The sequence below is a fragment of the Brucella sp. TWI559 genome (genome assembly GCF_039674265.1).
In the GTDB taxonomy this organism is placed as follows: Bacteria; Pseudomonadota; Alphaproteobacteria; order Rhizobiales; family Rhizobiaceae; genus Brucella; species Brucella chromiisoli.
The window spans coordinates 65,830-80,041 of record NZ_JBDJNE010000014.1; the positions used below are offsets into that span (position 1 = coordinate 65,830).

Sequence of the window (14,212 nt, forward strand, 5' to 3'; positions counted from 1 at the left end):
CTCACATTTCCATGCCGAGCAACTGCCCGACCGTGTGAACATCCTTGTCACCGCGACCGGACAGATTGATGATCATCACCTGATCTTTGCCCATGGTGGGTGCCATCTTCACAGCTTGCGCAATCGCATGGGCTGATTCAAGTGCCGGAATAATGCCTTCAACGCGGGTGCAAAGCTGGAAAGCTTCCAGCGCTTCATCATCAAGGATCGGCACATAGTCAACGCGGCCACTATCCTTGAGCCATGAATGCTCAGGACCAACGCCCGGATAATCAAGACCGGCGGAAACCGAATGGCCTTCGAGAATCTGGCCGTCTTCATTTTGCAGAAGATAGGTGCGGTTGCCATGCAGAACGCCGGGGCTGCCTGCATTCATTGATGCGCAATGCTCAACGCCGTCGAGACCGCGACCGCCCGCTTCAACACCGACAATCTTGACCGACGTGTCGTCAAGGAACGGATGGAACAGACCGATTGCGTTCGATCCGCCGCCGACAGCTGCGATAATCACATCTGGCAGACGGCCTTCCTGTTCAAGAATCTGCTTGCGCGCTTCGGTACCGATCACCGACTGGAAATCGCGCACGAGTTCCGGATAAGGATGCGGACCGGCAGCAGTGCCGATCAGATAATAGGTGTCTTCGACATTGGTGACCCAATCACGAAGCGCTTCGTTCATGGCATCTTTGAGAGTGCCATTGCCAGCCGTGACCGGCTTGACTTCGGCACCCAACAGCTTCATGCGGAAAACATTCGGCTTCTGACGTTCAACGTCGGTGGCGCCCATATAGACCACGCAAGGCAGGCCGAAACGGGCGGCAACAGTTGCCGATGCAACGCCGTGCTGACCAGCGCCGGTTTCAGCGATGATGCGGGTTTTGCCCATGCGCTTGGCAAGCAGAATCTGGCCAAGGCAATTGTTGATCTTGTGGCTGCCGGTGTGGTTCAGGTCTTCGCGCTTGAAGTAAATTTTTGCGCCGCCCAAATGCTTGGTTAAGCCTTCAGCATAATAAAGTTTTGACGGACGACCGGCATAATAGGTCGAGAGATTGGAAAGCTCGGCCTGAAATTCAGGATCGTTCTTTGCCGTCTCATAGGCTTCCTGCAATTCGAGGATCAGCGGCATCAGCGTTTCGGCGACAAAGCGTCCGCCAAAAATGCCGAACATGCCTTCTTCATCCGGGCCTGTTTTATAGGAATTGGGTTCAACCGGCTTGTTCACTGCTGCCACTCCGTCATGTGCAGGCTAAAGTCTTGTATCAGACGCAGCCTGAAAGAATTCCATAATGAGACGCACGTCCTTTTCACCGGGCGCACGCTCTACACCGGACGATACATCAATACCCGGCGCATGCGTTTTTTGCAGCGCCTCGGCAATGTTGCCCGCATTTAGTCCACCGGAAAGCATGTAATCGACGTCCGCGTCAAGCGCATCGAGCAATGCCCAGTCAAACGATACACCATTGCCGCCCGGAAGCTCTGATCCTTTTGGCGGCTTGGCGTCAAAAAGAAAGCGATCCGCAATGCCTTTATAAGGCGCAATCACGTCAAAATCTGACGCCTCACGCACAGCAAAAGCCTTGATCACCGGCAGGCCATAGCGCTTTTTTACATCCGCCACACGTTCCGGCGTCTCGTGGCCGTGCAGTTGCAGCATGTCAGGCTTTGAGGCACGAACGATTTCATCCAGCGTTTCGTCGTCCGCATCAACGCTCACAGCAACCACTTTGGCGCGGCCTTTTGCTGCTTCACGCAGGAGACCGGCATCGGCGGGTGTGAGATGCCGCGGGCTTTTGGGAAAGAAGATAAAGCCAATATGCGTCGCTCCGCCGTTGAGCGCAGCATCAACTGCTTCAGGCGTTTTGAGGCCGCATATTTTTATATCAAAAACCATGGCGTTTCCGTCGCACATATTGCGGCGCGACTCAAGCTGTTCCGGCTTCACTGCGAGGACCCGCGTCATCATAGCCCTCAGCAATCAGGGTATCATACGCTTCCATGACCGCAAGGGGAACTGCCTGCGCAATCTGAAATCCCAGAGCCGGATATTCCAGAATGCGTCTGAGATCGCCTGTCATTTCGCGCACCAGCTTTTCAAAATCATGGCCCGCTGTCGGCTGATCTTCAAAAGAGGTCGGCGGTGCGGTCACAAAAGACTTGGCTTCCGGCCACTGTCGGTCAACCGTTGCACGCACCCGGCGTTGTGTTTGTGGCTTGGTGACAAAAATCGCGCTGATGGCACCGGCCACCATTCTGTCGCGTGCGAAGCGAATATTCTCGCCAATATTTGTGGCATTTGGTTCGATGATGATCGCGCTTTGCGGCACACCTTCAGCAAGCGCGATTTCCGCAAAAGCCTCGGCTTCCGATGCCTTGTAAAGCCCTTTGGTCCAGTTGCCGCTATGGCCTGTGAACATGAGCCATGTGCCAAGGCCCTGCTTGAAGAGTTCTGCTGCATGTTGTGCAACGCGGCTATCATAGCTGCCCAATCCGATGATAACATCGGCCGGCTGAAGTTCATCGCAGAGGCAATGGTAATCCCATAGCATACGTGCTGCATTTTGAATGTTTGATGTCATGTAAAATCGATAGCCTGTAATGCGCTGCCATTGCGCTTGAGCCATGCTTTGCAGCGCTCGGTATCGGGGCAAAGCTCCTGGCAGAGTTTCCAGAATTTTGGCCCGTGGTTCATCTCGATGAGATGCGCCACTTCATGGGCGACGAGATAATTGATCACAGGCGAAGGCGCCATGCCGATGCGCCATGAAAAGGAAAGCACGCCGTCAGAGGTACACGATCCCCATCGGCTTTTGGTATCCTTGAAACGCACCGCTTTGGCTTTTCGGCCCACGGTTGCCGTGTGGCGGGCCACCAGTTGCTCAATGTCACGTTTGACTTCGCGCTTGAGGTAATCGCTGACACGCCGCGCAAGATGTGCGGGATCGCCATGAACAAGCAGAATATTGCCTTCCAGCAAATCCACAGTGCCACGTCCGGGCTGATGGGTGATGAGGTGCGGCACACCGCGAATGGGTATTTTCACACCTGCACGAACACCAGCCTGATCTGGAATTTTTGCAATGCGGCTTTCGATCCAGCCTTCATGACGGATTAAAAAACTCTGCACCTCGCGATCGGGCAAACCCGGTGGAATGGTGACGCGCAGCCCTTTGCCGCCGGTTTCAATGCGCAGGGTCAAACGTTTGGCGCGCGGGTTTTCCAGCACGCGCAAAGGCAATTCACGTCCCGCGACCGCATGAATGCGTTCGCTTCTGACAGTCGCCGACTTTTTGGCCGGGGAGGAACGAAATAAGGAAAAGCCCATCGCTTAGAGATAAGTGATTCGCGAAAAAAGCCAGAATTTTTTCTACAACTCGACAAAAACGGCACGGAGAAACCGCGCCGTTTGAGATAATGACTGTTTAGATATCCGTGACATCATTGCTGTTGTTCTTCGCTGGCGTGCGTTTGCCATTGGCGCGACGCTCATTCATGAAGCGGTCAAACTCTTCCTTGTCGCGGGCACGGCGAAGTTCCTGCGCATAGGCTTCGAAATCGGCGCGGGCTTCTTCAAGCTTGCGACGTTCTTCCGCCAGGCGCTCAAGTTCTTCACGACGCCAGTCATCGAAAGCAGCGTTGCCGGTTGAACCGCCAAAGCCGAAGCTTTCACTTTTGCCGCAGTTTCTGAAAGAGCCAAACATCGAGTCGGTCTTTTCGTTCACCTGGCGTTTGAAATCACCAAGGCGATCGCCCCAGATGATATAGGCGAGCATGGCAAGGCCAAGCGGCCAGAAGAAGATAAAACCCAGCACCATCAGCGCAATCGTCGCTGGTGTCCATGCGGGGCGGATCAATGCAGAATTGGTCATGGTCTACTCCGTGAATTCCGGGCCGTTTGCTGATCTCGCGGCTTGAAATGGACGTGGTGAACCAATTGCGGCTTTTCAAGAATATCCCCGGCTCAATCGCGCTTAGTGGGTGCTAACCAATGTGATTATCTCGGAATTTTTTTGTGCAAATGTTCGAGTGTTGCCACACCAAGCCCTGCCAGCAATGCCCAGAAGGCGGATCCGACACCGAAAAAAGCGATGCCGGAAGCCGTCACAGCAAATGTTATGACCGCAGCAAGCCGCTCTTCTTCATGTTTGAGGGCGAGCGCCATGGCATTGATGAAGGGGCCAGTCAGCGCAAGGCCCGCCACAAGGGCAATCAGTGTTGCAGGCAGCACGGCGAAGATTGCAACCAGTGACGCGCCGAACAGGGCAAACAACACATAAAGAGCGGCATAGACAGGACCCGTCATCCAGCGTTTTTTGGGGTCGGGATGCGCATCGGGGCCGGTGCAGAGCGCTGCGGAGATTGCTGCGAGATTGCTTGTTGCAGCACCAAATGGAGCAGAAATCAGCGAGAAAAGCCCGGTCACTTGCAAGGCCGGGCCTGTTGGCGGCTCATAGCCGGAAGCGCGCAAAACCGCAAAGCCCGGCAGGTTCTGCGAGGCCATTGTCACGATATAAAGCGGCAGCGCCAGCCCGATGATCGCGCCCATGTGAAATTCCGGCCAGATCATCGTGAGCGTCGAAATTTCCGGCGCAGGCAGTTGCGGTGCGCGCCCTGATATCAAGGCATAGGCCATACCGAGCACAAGCACGGCAATAACGGCAAGCGACGGGTTAAACAGGCGCACGACAAAGAACAGAACCACCATCGGCAAAACGAACGAAGGGTCGAGCGGTACGGCTTTGGCTGCCGCAATGACAAAGCTGAGAAGAACGCCTGCCAGCATACCCGATGCGATGGAAGACGGAATGCGGGAGACAAGCGTGGAAAGCTGGCGGATCAGCCCGGTTGCAATCAATGCGATGGCTGTAACGATAAACGCGCCCACGGCCTCCGGCATGGTGAAGCCAACACTTGCACCGATCAAAGCCAGTCCCGGCGTGGACCATGCCGCGATAATCGGCATTTTGTAACGCACACTGAGCCATGCGGACGAGCCGGCAATGGCAAGGCAGGCCGCCGTCACCCAGCTTGCGGTTTCGGCCTGGGTTGCACCAAGCACCTTTGCGGCCGCAATAATAAGCGCCAGCGTGCCGCCAAAGCCGACAATCGCCGCCACGGTCGAAGAAGCAAAAATCGAAAAGCGCATCCCTATGCCCCTGTCGATAAGCGTTCGGCAAGGCCGGAAACCGTGCGGATCAGCAGCTCAAGGTCCTGCGGGCGCGACAGACGATGATCACCATCGCGCACGAGCGTCAGCGTCACATCATCCACCGGCAGATGTTCAACGAGTTTCAGCGCATGTTGATAGGGCACGGCCTCATCCTGCATCCCTTGCAGAATATGCACCGGACAACCTGTTTCGATAATGCCCTTGAGCACGAGATTGTTGCGTCCGTCTTCCATCAGCGCACGGGTATAGATGTAGGGATTGGGCGAATATTCCGAAGGCTCTTCAAAATAGCCTTGTTCGATCAGGTCTTTCTTCTGTGCGTCGGTCAGCGATGGTTCGACAAGTTCGGCGGTAAAGTCGGGCGCAGGCGCAATCAGAATGATTCCTGCCGGAGACTTGCCAGCCTTTTTAAGCTCTTGCGCCATGCGCAATGCGATCCAGCCGCCCATGGAGGATCCGACGAGGATCTGCGGCCCCTTCGCATATTTGTCCAACACGCTGAGGCTTTCATTCAGCCAGCGTGAGATTGTACCCTGATTGAAGTCGCCGCCCGAAGAGCCATGGCCTGAATAATCAAACCGCAAAGCGGAGCGCCCGGTCTTTTCTGCCCATTCATCAAGAGCAATGGCCTTGGTTCCAAGCATGTCGGAACGGTAGCCGCCAAGCCAGACGACACCCGGTGCATGATGTCCGACACGGTTGCGAACGGCAATGTCTGCACCATCGATATCAATAAAGTCCGGATGTGCTTCGCTCATTTTGTGCCTCCTGATTAGAGCAATCGCGATCCCATGATTTTCATTTGCCATTTATGAGAGCCTTAGAAAACCTCATTGCCTTGAAATATTGAGCAATGTGACCGATATGTCGCTCAACGCTCCCGAAATACTTCTTTATTTGTCGGGGGTGATTTTCCCTGTCAAAGATGCTATTGACTTTACCGCTCGCTTGACCACATTTCCGCGTTAAACAGGGGTTTGATGGGAAAAGGCCGTCGCGGGCCATGAAGTTAAGCCGCCTATGACGTTAATAATCAGGAGATAACGACCATTCGCCGACCGTTCAGAGCGACGCCGGTCCAGAAAGACGGACCGCGCTCCAACCGTGATATCCGGGTTCCCCGGGTCCAGCTTATCGATGCCGAAGGCCTTAACCACGGCAGCATCCCGACGCAAGACGCTATTGCGATGGCAGAAGAAGCGGGTCTCGATCTTGTCGAGATCGTGCCCAATGCCGAGCCGCCGGTATGTAAGATCGTGGATCTCGGTAAGCTGAAGTATCAGAATCAGAAAAAAGCCTCCGAAGCACGCAAGAAGCAGAAAACGGTCGAAATCAAAGAAATTAAGATGCGACCGAACATCGACACGCATGATTATGAAGTGAAGATGAAGGCTGCGCTGCGTTTCTTTGAAGAGGGCGATAAGGTCAAGGTAACTCTTCGTTTCCGTGGCCGTGAAATGGCCCACCAGGAGCTTGGTATGAAGCTTCTGTTGCGCGTGAAGGAAGATACTGTTGACATCGCCAAGGTGGAGTCCGAGCCAAAGCTCGAAGGCCGCCAGATGATGATGGTTCTGGCTCCGCGCTAAATTTAAAACTCTGCCTTTGAAAAGCCGCCTTTGGGCGGCTTTTCGTTGCTCCAACATTTCAGCAGTTAGAGATTAACATGAAAACTTTGGGCGAACTGGGCAAGTATCAGCAAAGACGCCGTCTTGCGATTGCCATTGTTATAGGGCTTCTTGTCGTGGCCCTTCTGTTTGTGAGTTCCCAATCCGATGGGTATTTGCATGAATATATCGAAGCTTTCGGCATAAGCCTCATCGTTGCGGCCATTCTCGGTCGTATGTGGTGCACGCTTTATATCGGTGGGCGCAAAAGCGCGGAAATCGTGCAGACCGGTCCTTATTCGCTCACCCGCAACCCGCTTTATGTGTTCAGCAGCATCGGCGCGATCGGCATCGGCGCTCAGACAGGCAGCTTCATTATTGCTCTGGCCTTTGGCGTGCTGTGTTATCTGGCTTTTTCGATTGTCATCCGCACGGAAGAGAAGTTTCTCAAAGCCAATTTCGGAAAGCCTTACGCGGATTATTGCGCACGTGTACCGCGATTCTTTCCGCGCTTTTCCGCATTCCGCGACGAGGATGCGCTGCTGGTAAAACCGGACCGGCTTTATCGGACATTTACCGATGGACTGGTGTTCTTTGTGGCTTATCCGTTCTTTGAGCTTATCGAATATCTGCAAAACATCCACGCATTGCCGATTTTGCTGCGTCTTTATTGAAAATCAGGCGCGATTGCGTGCAATTCGGGCTGATTCAGGCATTGCGTTTTCTGGCCTTTAAGCCTATAAGGCCGCGTTCGAACCGCCCGGCAGGGCATGCCGTGGCGGTTTCGTATGCTTTTCGGACTTGGTCGGTCCGGGAGTCAAACAAGGTTCCGGTCTTTTGCAGGACGGACGCCACTCAATACAAGAGACGTCGAGTGCCGAATGGCACGAGGGGGATCGCAAATATTAAGAGGCGTGAAGTGCTGAAAGCACGACGGGGACTAAACAAAGGAGTAGCAAAATGCCCAAGATGAAGACCAAATCGGCTGCTAAGAAGCGGTTCAAAATCACTGGCACTGGCAAGGTTGTAGCTGCGGCTGCAGGCAAGCGCCATGGCATGATCAAGCGCTCGAACAAGTTCATTCGCGATGCACGCGGCACCATGGTGCTCTCGGAAGCAGATGCGAAGATCGTAAAACAGTTCCTGCCTAACGGCCTCTAAGCCGTCTATCCTCTAAGGAGATCATAACATGGCACGTGTAAAACGCGGCGTAACTTCCCACGCCAAGCACAAAAAAGTTCTCGAGCAGGCTTCCGGTTTCCGCGGCCGTCGTAAAAATACGATCCGCACCGCTAAGGCTGCTGTTGATCGTTCGAAGCAATATGCTTACCGCGATCGCAAGAATCGCAAGCGCACGTTCCGCGCTCTGTGGATTCAGCGTATCAACGCTGCTGTCCGCGAACAGGGCCTGACCTATGGCCGTTTCATCGATGGTCTTGCAAAGGCTGGTATCGAAATCGACCGTAAGGTTCTTTCCGACATCGCAATCCATGAACCTGATGCGTTCGGTGCGCTGGTTGCTTCTGCAAAGAAGGCTCTTGAGTACCTCAAGAACACCGAGACACCAAACGCTTTTGAAGGCGCTGTTCGCTAAGCCAGCCGCCTTCCCGAAGCGATATTGTTAATTTTGGGAACCCGCGCTGGCTCGGCTGGCGCGGGTTTTTCTTTCGTATCTGATGCCAGCGGCGCGACAGTGAAGCTAAAACAAGAGGCATGGAGTGCTGCAAGCACGACAGGGACGTAAATAAACAAGAGGCGTGGAGTGCCGCAGGCACGACAGGGACGTAAATAAACAAGAGGCGTGGAGTGCCGCAGGCACGACAGGGACGTAAATAAACAAGAGGCGTGGAGTGCCGCAAGCACGACAGGGACGTAAATAGATGAGCGATCTTGAACAACTCGAACAAACGATCATGGGTGAAATCGCTGCGGCCAGCGACGAGCCTTCGATTGAAGCGGTGCGCGTGGCTAGCCTTGGCAAAAAAGGCACGATTTCTGAAAAGCTGAAGACGCTGGGTTCGATGACGCCGGAAGAGCGTCAGGCGCAGGGACCTGCCATCAACGGTCTGAAGAACCGCGTCACAGAAGCACTTAACGAGCGCAAAACAGAGCTGCGCAAACAAGCGATTGCTGCGCGCCTTGAGCGTGAAAAACTCGATGTGACACTTCCTGTTCGCGAAAGCGCAGTCTCGCGTGGCCGCATCCATCCAATCTCTCAGGTTGTCGATGAAATCACGGCGATTTTCGCGGATATGGGGTTTTCGATTGCCGAAGGCCCGGATATCGAGACCGACTATTATAATTTCACGGCGCTGAACTTTCCCGAAGGTCATCCGGCGCGCGAAATGCACGACACGTTCTTCTTCAATCCGGACGAGAAGGGTGAGCGCAAATTGTTGCGCACGCATACTTCGCCCGTGCAGGTGCACACGATGGAGAAGTTTGCGGCGATTCGCGATAAAGAAGGCCGCGACGAGCCGATCCGCATCGTCATTCCGGGCAAAACCTATCGCATGGATTCGGACGCCACCCATTCGCCGATGTTCCATCAGGTCGAAGGTCTGGTCGTCGATAAATCGGCCAATGTCGCCAATATGAAATGGGTGCTGGAAGAGTTCTGCAAAGCTTTCTTTGAAGTGCCAAATGTCACGATGCGCATGCGCCCGAGCTTCTTCCCCTTCACCGAGCCATCGGTGGAAGTGGATATTCAGTGCGACCGTTCCGGCCCGCATGTGAAGTTTGGCGAAGGCAATGACTGGCTCGAAATTCTGGGCTGCGGCATGGTGCATCCGAATGTGCTGCGCGCTTCGGGCTATGATCCTGATGTCTATCAGGGCTTTGCATGGGGCATGGGGATCGACCGTATCGCTATGCTGAAATACGGCATGCCTGATCTGCGCGCCTTCTTCGATGCTGATGTGCGCTGGCTCAACCATTACGGTTTCCGTCCACTCGATTTGCCGACGCTGTTCGGCGGTCTGAGCGCATAAAGACAGGAAGGAACAGACACATGAAATTCACACTTTCCTGGCTCAAGGATCACCTTGACACGCAAGCAACGCTCGACCAGATCGTCGAAAAACTGACCGATATTGGTCTGGAAGTGGATGGGGTCGATGACCGCGCCGCTTTCAAAGCTTTCAAAATCGCCAAGGTGGTGAGCGCGGTTCAGCACCCGGATGCTGACAAGCTGCGCGTTCTCTCGGTTGATACGGGCGAAGGCCAGCCGGTTCAGGTCGTTTGCGGCGCACCCAATGCGCGTGCTGGTCTGGTCGGTGTTCTGGGTCGTCCGGGCGATTATGTGCCGGGCCTTGATGTTACGCTGTCGGTTGGCAAAATCCGGGGCGTTGAAAGCTTCGGCATGATGTGTTCAGAGCGCGAGCTGGAATTGTCTGACGAGCATAATGGCATTATCGATCTGCCCGAAGATGCGCCGGTTGGCACAAGCTTCGCAAGCTATCTCGGCATTGACGATCCGATTATCGAAATCGGTCTGACGCCGAACCGTGCGGATTGCACCGGCATTCGCGGCATTGCACGCGATCTGGCAGCCGCTGGTCTTGGTACGCTTAAAAATACCCTGCCGGAAGCTGTCAAAGGCGAAGGCGAAACGCCGGTTAAGATCATTCTTGATCAGGATGCGGAAAATCCGTTCTGCACAGGTTTTGCACTGCGCATGGTCAAGGGCGTGAAGAATGGCCCAAGCCCGAAATGGATGCAGCAGCGCCTGAAAGACATTGGCCTGCGCCCGATCAATGCGCTGGTGGACATCACCAATTATGTCACATTCGATCAAGGCCGTCCGTTGCATGTGTTTGATGCGGCCAAGGTCAAGGGCAATCTGACAGTGCGCGCGGCAAAGGATGGCGAAACCATTCTCGGTCTCGACCAGCGAGACTATAAGTTCAAGCCGGGCATGTATGTGATCGCCGATGATAACGGTCCTGAATCGATTGCCGGTATCATGGGCGGTGAGCATTCCGGCTGCGATGAAAATACTGTCGATGTGCTCATTGAATCCGCTCTTTGGGATCCGCGCATGATTGCGCGCACGGGTCGTGAGCTGGGCATCGTCACCGATGCACGCTATCGTTTTGAGCGCGGTGTTGATCCGGAAATGATGGTTCCGGGCGCAGAACTGGCAACGAAGCTCGTGCTTGAACTCTGCGGCGGACAGCCAACGGTTCTCAACGTGGTTGGTTATAAGGCTCCAAGCGCACGGGTGATTGATTTCCCGGTTTCGGAAGTCAAGCGCCTGACCGGTATCGACGTTTCCTATGACGCATCTTTTGACATTTTGAAGCGCCTTGGCTTCGGCGTTGAAGGCGATGGCAAACTCATCAAGGCAACCGTGCCAACATGGCGCGGTGACGTGGAAGGCAAGGCCGATCTCGTTGAAGAAGTCATGCGTATTCATGGCATCAACCAGATTGCACCGCAGCCGCTGCCGGGCCTTGGCACGGTTAATGGCCGTATTCTGACGACGCTGCAAATCCGCACGCGTCTGGCACGCCGCACGCTTGCTTCGCGCGGCATGATGGAAGCTGTGACCTATTCCTTCATTTCCGAAGCGCAGGCCAAAGCCTTTGGCGGAGGCAAGCCGGAATTGAAGCTGGCCAACCCGATTGCAGCCGATATGTCGGATATGCGTCCTTCGCTTTTGCCGGGCCTGCTTGCAGCCGCACAGCGCAACGCGGATCGTGGCTTTGGCGATACGGCCTTGTTTGAGGTCTCGGGCATCTATGAAGGCGACAAGCCGGAACAGCAGCGCCGTGTGGCAGGCGGTATCCGTCGCGGTACGGCTGGTGTTGAAGGCTCGGGCCGTTTCTGGTCAGGCAATGCAGCACCTGTTGGTGTGTTTGATGCGAAAGCCGATGCACTCGCAGCCCTTGAAGCAGCCGGTGCACCGGTTGACCGCATCCAGATCGAAGCCGGTGGGCCAGCATGGTTCCATCCGGGTCGTTCGGGCACGCTGAAGCTCGGCCCCAAGGTGGTTTTGGGCTATTTTGGCGAGTTCCATCCCGATACGCTGGAAGCGCTTGATGTTTCGGGCGCACTGTGCGGCTTTGAAATCTATATCGATGCGATCCCTGAGCCGAAAGCCAAGGCAACCCGCACCAAGCCAGCCTTGAACCTCTCGCAGTTCCAGAGCCTCAAGCGTGACTACGCTTTCGTGGTGGATGCAAGCGTTGAAGCAGGCAGCGTGATGAAGGCCGTTTCTTCGGCTGACAAGAAGCTGATCGTTGGCGTTCAGGTCTTTGACATCTTCACCGGCGCTTCGCTGGGTGAAGGTAAGAAGTCGATTGCGGTTGAAGTGGTGTTGCAGCCACAGGACCGCACGCTGACCGACGAAGATCTGGAAACCCTGTCAAAGCAGGTGATCGCAAGTGTCACCAAACAGACCGGCGGCGTTCTTCGCGGATAAGCATAAAATAAAAAGCCCGGCTTCAAGCCGGGCTTTTGCTTTAAACCGGTTCATGCTTTTGGGCGGCGTGCCGTACAGGCATGGCGAGCATTGCCATATTGATGATCTTTTGAACGGCGGCGCGCGAATTGCCATCGCGTGCTTCAAAGGAAATGCTTTGCTGGATCATGTGATAAAATTCGCTCATTTGCGTCAGGTCAGTGCTTGCAGGCAGATCTTTATCGGCAACAGCGCGTTCAAGGCGATGGGACAGCCGCTCATGATTGCTATGGCGCACAGCTTTCAGAAATTCCTTTACCGGCACGTTTTCCGGCTTGCACTGGATGGAACTGACACTGATCATGCAGCCGCCAGCCGGACATTCAAAGGCGCTGTCGGCGCTCAATTCCAGCCATTGCCGCATACCATCCTGAATGGTTGACGCGTTTTCAAGCGCCTCAAAAGGGGCGGCACCAATGGTACGGCGATAATAGTCCACAGCCTCGCGAAACGCCTGCTCCTTGTTGCCAAAGGCCGCGTAAAAGCTCGGCGGCGTGATGCCTATCGCGGCTGTGAAGTCGTTGATCTGGGCGCATTCATAACCTTTGCTCCAGAAAACCTTCATGACTTTTTCCAATGCAGCATCGCGGTCGAAGCTGCGTGGACGCCCTCGCGGAACCATTTTTCTCCCTTTCTATAGTTGGTTATATATAATTCCCTTGACGCGCCGTAGCAAGGCGTTATGCATTATGTAGTGCCGACTATATAAATAGGATTCGTCCCATGAACGAAGTGTGTGATTCTGCCCTTGCGGCGGAAGGGGTTTCTACGTCCTCAAATCAGGCGCGCGCCATCCCTCTGGTGGTCTATTGCTTGACGCTGGGCATTTTTGCGCTGACAACGTCCGAACTGATGATTTCGGGCATGATGCCCGCCCTTCAGCAAGCCTTCGGACGTTCCATCTCCGATATTGGCAACTTGATTTCAGTCTATGCTCTGGGCATGACGATTGGCGGTCCACTGGTGACGGTGCTGTTTTTAGCGCTGAAAATCGAGAACAAGCGTGGTCTGCTGTTCCTTTTGATTTTTTACGCTGTGGCGCAAAGTATTGCTGCTTTAACAAGTAATTTTCATGTGATGCTGGTGGCACGTGTTCTCACCGGCATGGCGGCGGCGACCAGTTTTGGTCTGATGCTGGCAATCACCGCGAAGCTGGTGGTGCCTGAACTGCGCGGTCGTGCATCCTCGCTGGTCTTTGCGGGGCTGATGCTTTGCACGGTTTTGGGCGTGCCGCTCGCAACCGCCATGACCAACAGCTTCGGCTGGCGGGCCAGTTTCTGGGCGATTGTGGTGCTGGTTTTGTTCTGTGCGCTGGTGATTGCGCTCAAAATTGAAGCGAGGCCAGACAATGCCGAGGTCAACTTACGCTCCGAACTCAACGAAATGCGCAAGCCGAAACTCTGGGGCGCTTATGCAACCAGCGCGCTGGTGATTGGCGCATCATTTTCGGTCTATAGCTACCTGTCGCCGATCACGGCACAGCTTGCAGGCTTTGAGGAAGCGCAATTGCCACTCCTGCTCGCAGTCTACGGCGCGGCCAATATTATCGGCAATTATGTCATCGGGCGCTTTGCGGACCGCCATACGATTGCAACTATTTTCATTGGCATTCTGATCATGCTGGCTGCGATGGTGATCTTTGCACTGTTTGCCGAGCTGAAATTTGCCACGGTGCTGGCAATTGTTATGATTGGCCTGACGGGTATTGCGCTTAATCCGGCTTTCATTGCGCGTGTGATGCGAATCGCGCATCCGGGTGCACTGGTCAATGCCATGCATGCATCGGTCATCAATATCGGGCTGGCGCTTGGCCCATGGGCGGGTGGCTTTGCACTGTCGTCAGGTTACAGCCTGTATGCGCCGCTTTGGGTAGGCGTAATCATGACGCTTCTTGGCCTGTTAACCCTTGCACCCCGTGCGCTGCGGAAGATGTAAGCGTATTTTTTATATGGAAAATAAAGGACTCTGCTATTT

15 protein-coding genes are annotated in these 14,212 nt (G+C 54.7%); 7 read left to right on the forward strand and 8 right to left on the reverse strand.

Going from position 1 to position 14,212, the window contains the following annotated elements; translation table 11 throughout:
• Position 1: 1 nt before the first annotated feature.
• The 7 genes from trpB to ABE530_RS15605 all read right to left on the reverse strand — a co-directional run bounded on the left by trpB (position 2) and on the right by ABE530_RS15605 (position 5,928).
• Positions 2–1,222 (reverse strand): tryptophan synthase subunit beta, encoded by a 1,221-nt coding sequence (gene trpB, locus ABE530_RS15575; protein ID WP_265982483.1) that lies wholly within the window; start codon positions 1,220–1,222, stop codon positions 2–4.
• A 24-nt stretch (positions 1,223–1,246) separates the two neighbouring features.
• On the reverse strand, positions 1,247–1,894 hold the full coding sequence (locus ABE530_RS15580; RefSeq protein WP_265982484.1) for a phosphoribosylanthranilate isomerase: 648 nt from the start codon (positions 1,892–1,894) through the stop codon (positions 1,247–1,249).
• Positions 1,895–1,925: 31 nt separating this feature from the next.
• Positions 1,926–2,579: a YdcF family protein gene (locus ABE530_RS15585; RefSeq protein ID WP_499695109.1), complete on the reverse strand. Its 654-nt coding sequence runs from the start codon at positions 2,577–2,579 to the stop codon at positions 1,926–1,928.
• Positions 2,576–3,325, reverse strand: coding sequence for a M48 family metallopeptidase (locus ABE530_RS15590; protein ID WP_265982486.1), 750 nt, complete (start codon positions 3,323–3,325; stop codon positions 2,576–2,578). The genes ABE530_RS15585 and ABE530_RS15590 overlap by 4 nt, the downstream gene beginning before the upstream one ends.
• Before the next feature lie 97 nt (positions 3,326–3,422).
• Positions 3,423–3,869 (reverse strand): DUF2852 domain-containing protein, encoded by a 447-nt coding sequence (locus ABE530_RS15595; protein WP_396995992.1) that lies wholly within the window; start codon positions 3,867–3,869, stop codon positions 3,423–3,425.
• A gap of 125 nt (positions 3,870–3,994) precedes the next feature.
• Complete coding sequence (locus ABE530_RS15600; protein WP_499695110.1) at positions 3,995–5,146, reverse strand: benzoate/H(+) symporter BenE family transporter; 1,152 nt, start codon at positions 5,144–5,146, stop codon at positions 3,995–3,997.
• Between the two features lie 2 nt (positions 5,147–5,148).
• Complete coding sequence (locus tag ABE530_RS15605; RefSeq protein ID WP_499695111.1) at positions 5,149–5,928, reverse strand: alpha/beta hydrolase; 780 nt, start codon at positions 5,926–5,928, stop codon at positions 5,149–5,151.
• 291 nt (positions 5,929–6,219) lie between these two features.
• Here ABE530_RS15605 and infC point away from each other — a divergent pair, with 291 nt between their 5' ends.
• From infC to pheT, 6 genes are all read left to right on the forward strand, one after another.
• Complete coding sequence (infC, locus tag ABE530_RS15610) at positions 6,220–6,756, forward strand: translation initiation factor IF-3 (protein ID WP_265983809.1); 537 nt, start codon at positions 6,220–6,222, stop codon at positions 6,754–6,756.
• Between the two features lie 77 nt (positions 6,757–6,833).
• Positions 6,834–7,448: a methyltransferase family protein gene (locus tag ABE530_RS15615; protein ID WP_265982492.1), complete on the forward strand. Its 615-nt coding sequence runs from the start codon at positions 6,834–6,836 to the stop codon at positions 7,446–7,448.
• A 286-nt stretch (positions 7,449–7,734) separates the two neighbouring features.
• Positions 7,735–7,935: a 50S ribosomal protein L35 gene (gene rpmI, locus ABE530_RS15620; RefSeq protein ID WP_024898386.1), complete on the forward strand. Its 201-nt coding sequence runs from the start codon at positions 7,735–7,737 to the stop codon at positions 7,933–7,935.
• Positions 7,936–7,963: 28 nt separating this feature from the next.
• On the forward strand, positions 7,964–8,368 hold the full coding sequence (rplT, locus tag ABE530_RS15625) for a 50S ribosomal protein L20 (RefSeq protein WP_265982496.1): 405 nt from the start codon (positions 7,964–7,966) through the stop codon (positions 8,366–8,368).
• A 286-nt stretch (positions 8,369–8,654) separates the two neighbouring features.
• The gene (pheS, locus tag ABE530_RS15630) at positions 8,655–9,764 is read left to right on the forward strand and encodes a phenylalanine--tRNA ligase subunit alpha (protein WP_265982498.1); all 1,110 of its coding nucleotides are present in this window, start codon (positions 8,655–8,657) and stop codon (positions 9,762–9,764) included.
• A 20-nt stretch (positions 9,765–9,784) separates the two neighbouring features.
• Positions 9,785–12,199 carry a phenylalanine--tRNA ligase subunit beta gene (pheT, locus tag ABE530_RS15635; protein ID WP_499695112.1) on the forward strand — a complete coding sequence of 805 codons (2,415 nt, stop codon included), beginning with the start codon at positions 9,785–9,787 and terminating at the stop codon, positions 12,197–12,199.
• A 40-nt stretch (positions 12,200–12,239) separates the two neighbouring features.
• On the opposite strand, the gene ABE530_RS15640 is transcribed toward pheT, so the two are convergent.
• Entirely contained in the window at positions 12,240–12,860 is a 621-nt protein-coding gene (locus ABE530_RS15640; protein WP_499695113.1) for a TetR/AcrR family transcriptional regulator, read from the reverse strand.
• A 101-nt stretch (positions 12,861–12,961) separates the two neighbouring features.
• Here ABE530_RS15640 and ABE530_RS15645 point away from each other — a divergent pair, with 101 nt between their 5' ends.
• Positions 12,962–14,173 carry an MFS transporter gene (locus tag ABE530_RS15645; protein WP_499695114.1) on the forward strand — a complete coding sequence of 404 codons (1,212 nt, stop codon included), beginning with the start codon at positions 12,962–12,964 and terminating at the stop codon, positions 14,171–14,173.
• Positions 14,174–14,212: the final 39 nt, after the last annotated feature.